This is a genomic window from Pseudokineococcus marinus (genome assembly GCF_013004605.1).
In the GTDB taxonomy this organism is placed as follows: Bacteria; Actinomycetota; Actinomycetes; order Actinomycetales; family Quadrisphaeraceae; genus Pseudokineococcus; species Pseudokineococcus marinus.
In genome coordinates, this window is record NZ_JABEMA010000294.1 from 1 (window position 1) to 3,889 (window position 3,889).

At 77.7% G+C, this 3,889-nt stretch carries 3 protein-coding genes, 1 rRNA gene and 1 pseudogene; 3 read left to right on the forward strand and 2 right to left on the reverse strand.

Translation table 11 applies throughout. From position 1 onward, the window contains the following. Positions 1-102 precede the first annotated feature (102 nt). A pseudogene (locus HLB09_RS18820) lies at positions 103-480 on the forward strand (NUDIX hydrolase); the annotation flags it as partial. An 83-nt stretch (positions 481-563) separates the two neighbouring features. Here the strand turns inward: HLB09_RS18820 and HLB09_RS18825 are convergent. After that, the gene (locus HLB09_RS18825; RefSeq protein WP_246235477.1) at positions 564-1,259 is read right to left on the reverse strand and encodes a M48 metallopeptidase family protein; all 696 of its coding nucleotides are present in this window, start codon (positions 1,257-1,259) and stop codon (positions 564-566) included. 126 nt (positions 1,260-1,385) lie between these two features. Between HLB09_RS18825 and HLB09_RS14265 the strand changes: the two genes are divergently transcribed. Then, complete coding sequence (locus tag HLB09_RS14265) at positions 1,386-2,321, forward strand: hypothetical protein (RefSeq protein WP_171204004.1); 936 nt, start codon at positions 1,386-1,388, stop codon at positions 2,319-2,321. A 68-nt stretch (positions 2,322-2,389) separates the two neighbouring features. Continuing rightward, on the forward strand, positions 2,390-3,703 hold the full coding sequence (locus HLB09_RS14270; RefSeq protein ID WP_171204005.1) for an ABC1 kinase family protein: 1,314 nt from the start codon (positions 2,390-2,392) through the stop codon (positions 3,701-3,703). 107 nt (positions 3,704-3,810) lie between these two features. Here HLB09_RS14270 and rrf read toward each other — a convergent pair. After that, a 5S ribosomal RNA gene (rrf, locus tag HLB09_RS14275) occupies positions 3,811-3,889 on the reverse strand; the annotation flags it as partial.

Here is a 3,889-nt window from a genome sequence, read left to right on the forward strand (position 1 = left end):
CGGGCGGCGGCCCGCGCCGAGCTCGAGGCGTGGGCGGCGGCCTCGCCCGCGCCGAGCGCCGAGCAGGTCGCGCTGCGCCGGCGCTACCTGGAGCACCTGGGCGTGCCCGGGGCGCTCGAGCGCGACGGCGCACCCGACCACCTGACCGCGAGCGCGCTCGTCCTGGACCCCGCTGGCGAGCGGACCCTGCTGGTGCTGCACCGCCGGGGCGGCTTCTGGGTGCAGCCGGGCGGGCACGTCGAGCCGGGGGACGCCGGGCTCGTGGCCGCGGGCCTGCGCGAGCTGGTCGAGGAGACGGGCGTGCCCGCCTCCGCCGTCCGCGCCGGCCCCCACCCCGTGGACCTCCACCACCACGAGCTCTCCGCCGCCTTCGGGCGGTGCCGGTCGCACCTCGATGTCGCCGTCCTCGCCGTCGTGGACCCCGAGGCGGCGACGACCGCGAGCGTCGAGAGCGACGCCGTGGCGTGGTGGCCGCTCGAGCGCCTGCCGGACGGCGCCGACGGCGGCCCGGCCGTGGCCGCCGACCTGCCGGCGCGCCTGCGGCGCGCCGCGGAGGAGCTCCGTCAGGGCGCCCGTGAGGGGCGACGCGGCCCCGCGACGACGTCGGTGTCCCCCGCCGTGCCCCCGTCCGCGCTCCCGTCGGTGCCCCCGTCCGCGCCGTCGTCGGCGTCCTCGTGCTCGTCCGCGTCGCGGCCAGCGTCGCCGCCCTCACGCCGGGCGTCCGCGGCGGACCACCCCTCGAGGTAGCCCCGGGCGCGCTCGGTCCGGGGGTAGGCGGTCAGCAGGCGCCAGAAGTCGTCGCCGTGGCCCGGCACGAGCAGGTGCGCGAGCTCGTGGAGGAGGACGTAGTCCACGACCCACGGCGGGAGGCCCTGCAGGGACGACGACAGCCGGATCGTGCCGTCCGCGGGCGTCGTCGAGCCCCACCGCGACCGCTGGTTGCCGACCCAGCGGACGGAGGTCGGCACGGCCCGCCCGTCGAGGTAGCGCTCGGAGAGGGACCGGGCGCGCGCCGACAGCTCGCCGTCGTCGAGGTGGCGGCGGGCGTCGCGCGCCGACAGGCGCGCCACCATGCGCTCGACCCACTGGGCCTCCTCGGCGCGGGAGAAGCGCGCCGGGATGCAGACGACGACCGCGCCGTCCTCGCGGAAGGCGGTGACGGTGCGGCGGCGCCGCGCGCTGCGCCGGACCTGGACGGGCGGGCGCTCGGCGGCGTCGTCGCGCGACGACCGCCGGGCCGCGCCGCCCCCTGCGTCCATGGCCGGACGGTAGCGGCTGAGCCCCGGCGGGACCCCGAGGCGCGCGGCCTGTGGACGCCCGCCCTGGGCCGCGGCGGGCGCTGGCACCCTCGACCGCGACGCCCGCCGGGCGAGGACGGGAGCGCGGTGCTGAGGATCTCCCCGGGGCTGCGCCGGTGCTGGCGGGGCCTCGACCGGCTGCAGCTGGGGCTGGACCCCGCGCACGCCGTCGTCCTGGAGGAGCTCTCCGCGGGCGAGGAGGCGCTGCTGGAGGACCTCGTGGACGGGGTGCCGGAGAGCGGTCTCGCGGCGAGGGCCGCCGCACGGGGCGTCACCGCCGCGGACGCGGCGCGTCTGGTCGGGCTCCTCGCGACGGCCGGGGTCCTCGAGCACCCCGCCGCGCCCGGGAGCCGCGCCGCGGCGCTCGCGACGGCGGCCGAGGCCTGCGCCCTCGCGCTCGTCCACGGCCGGAGCGGCTGGGACGTGCTCGCCGGCCGGGCGCGTCGGGTCGTCGTCGTCGAGGGCGAGGGCCGCGTCGCGGACGCCGTCGCCGCGGGGCTGCGGGAGGCCGGCACCGGCGACGTCGCGGTGCTCAGCCCGGGAGCCGAGCCCCGGGGAGCGGGCACCGGGCCTCCCCCACCGGGAGCCGTCGCAGCGGTCGACCTCGTGGTCCTCGTGGCGGACGCCGTCGTCGCCCCCGCCCGAGCGGCGCGGCTCGTCCGCGCCGACGTCGACCACCTGCCTCTGGTGGTGCGCGAGAGGTCCGCCGTCGTCGGCCCGCTCGTCGTGCCGGGCGCCGGCCCCTGCTTGCGCTGCGTCGAGCTCCACCGCGCCGACCGCGACCCCGAGTGGCCCCTCGTTGCCGCCCAGCTCGCCTCGCCGGCCACCACCGCCGCCCCCGACGTCGTCCTGCTCCGCCTCGCCTCCGCCATGGCCGTGGCGCAGGCCCTCGCCCACCTGGACGACGCCACCGGCGTGGTGGCCGGAGGCGCGTCGTGGGAGGTGCGCCTGCCGGACGGGATCCCCCTCGGGCGGACGTGGGCACCGCACCCGTCCTGCGGCTGCACGTGGCCGCCCCCGTGACGCGACCGCGGGGCGCCCGTGGTGAGGGCCGGGCCGCGCCGGTCGAGCCCCGGGGTGATGATGGGCACGTGGACGAGCTGCCTCGCCGAGCCCTGCAGAGGGGCGTGCGCCTCGCGAGCCTGCCCGCCGGCTTCGCCGGGAGGACGGCCGTCGGCCTGGGCAAGCGGCTGGGCGGCCGACCGGCGGAGGCCGTGGCGGCCGAGATGCAGGCGCGCACCGCCGAGCAGCTCTTCACTGTGCTCGGCCAGCTCAAGGGTGGCGCGATGAAGGTCGGCCAGGCCATGAGCATCTTCGAGGCGGCGCTCCCCGAGGAGGTGGCGGCGCCCTACCGCGCCACCCTGACCCGGCTCCAGGACTCGGCGCCCCCGATGCCCGCCGCGACCGTCCACGGCGTCCTCGACCGCGAGCTGGGGCCCGACTGGCGCGCCCGCTTCGCCGCCTTCGACGACGAGCCGGTCGCGGCGGCCTCGATCGGCCAGGTCCACCGGGGCACGTGGGAGGACGGCCGCCCCGTCGCCGTGAAGATCCAGTACCCGGGCGCGGCGCAGGCGCTCGTGGCCGACATCACGCAGGTCTCGCGCGTCGCCCGGCTGACCGGCTCGTGGCTGCCGGGCCTCGACCTCGGCCCCGTCCTGGCGGAGCTGAAGGAGCGTCTCGTCGAGGAGCTCGACTACACCGTGGAGGCCGCTTCCCAGCGGGCCTTCGCCGACGCCTTCCGCGACGACCCCGACTTCGCGGTCCCCGAGGTCCTCGAGAGCACCGAGAAGGTGATCGTGTCCGAGTGGCTCGACGGCGAGCCCCTCTCGACGGTCATCCGCGAGGGCAGCCAGGAGGAGCGGGACCTGGCGTCACGTCGCTACCTCGAGTTCCTGCTGCTCGGTCCGGCGGAGACGGGGCTGCTCCACGCCGACCCGCACCCGGGCAACTTCCGCCTGACCTCGGACGGACGCTTCGGCATCCTCGACTTCGGCGCCGTCAAGCGGCTCCCGGACGGGATGCCTCCTGCGGTCGGCCGCCTGCTGGGCGTCGCCCTCTCGGACGACCCCGACGGCGTCGTCGCGGGCCTGCGCGAGGAGGGCTTCATCAAGCCGAGCATCGAGCTCGACGGGCGCGCCCTCCTCGACTACGTGTCGACGTTCCTGCGCCCCCTGGACACCGAGCTGTTCACCTTCGACCGGGCCTGGCTGCGCGAGCTCTTCGCGGAGGTGCGCGACCCGCGGACGCCGGCGTGGGCGGTCGGGCTCAAGCTCAACCTCCCCCGCGAGTACGTCCTCATCCACCGGGTCTGGCTGGGTGGTCTGGGCGTGCTGTGCCAGCTCGGCGGGACGGTCCCCTGCATCGAGGTGCTCGAGGACCACCTGCCCGGCTTCGCCGACGCCTGATCACCGACGCCTCAGCGCCGACGACCGACGCCGCTCGCCCGGATCCGACCGGTCCGGGTATGCGAAAGGGCCACCCCCCACAAGGGGGGTGGCCCTTCCTAAGTGAAGTCCGGCGGCGACCTACTCTCCCACGCAGTCCCCCACGCAGTACCATCGGCGCGAACGGGCTTAGCTTCCGGGTTCGGA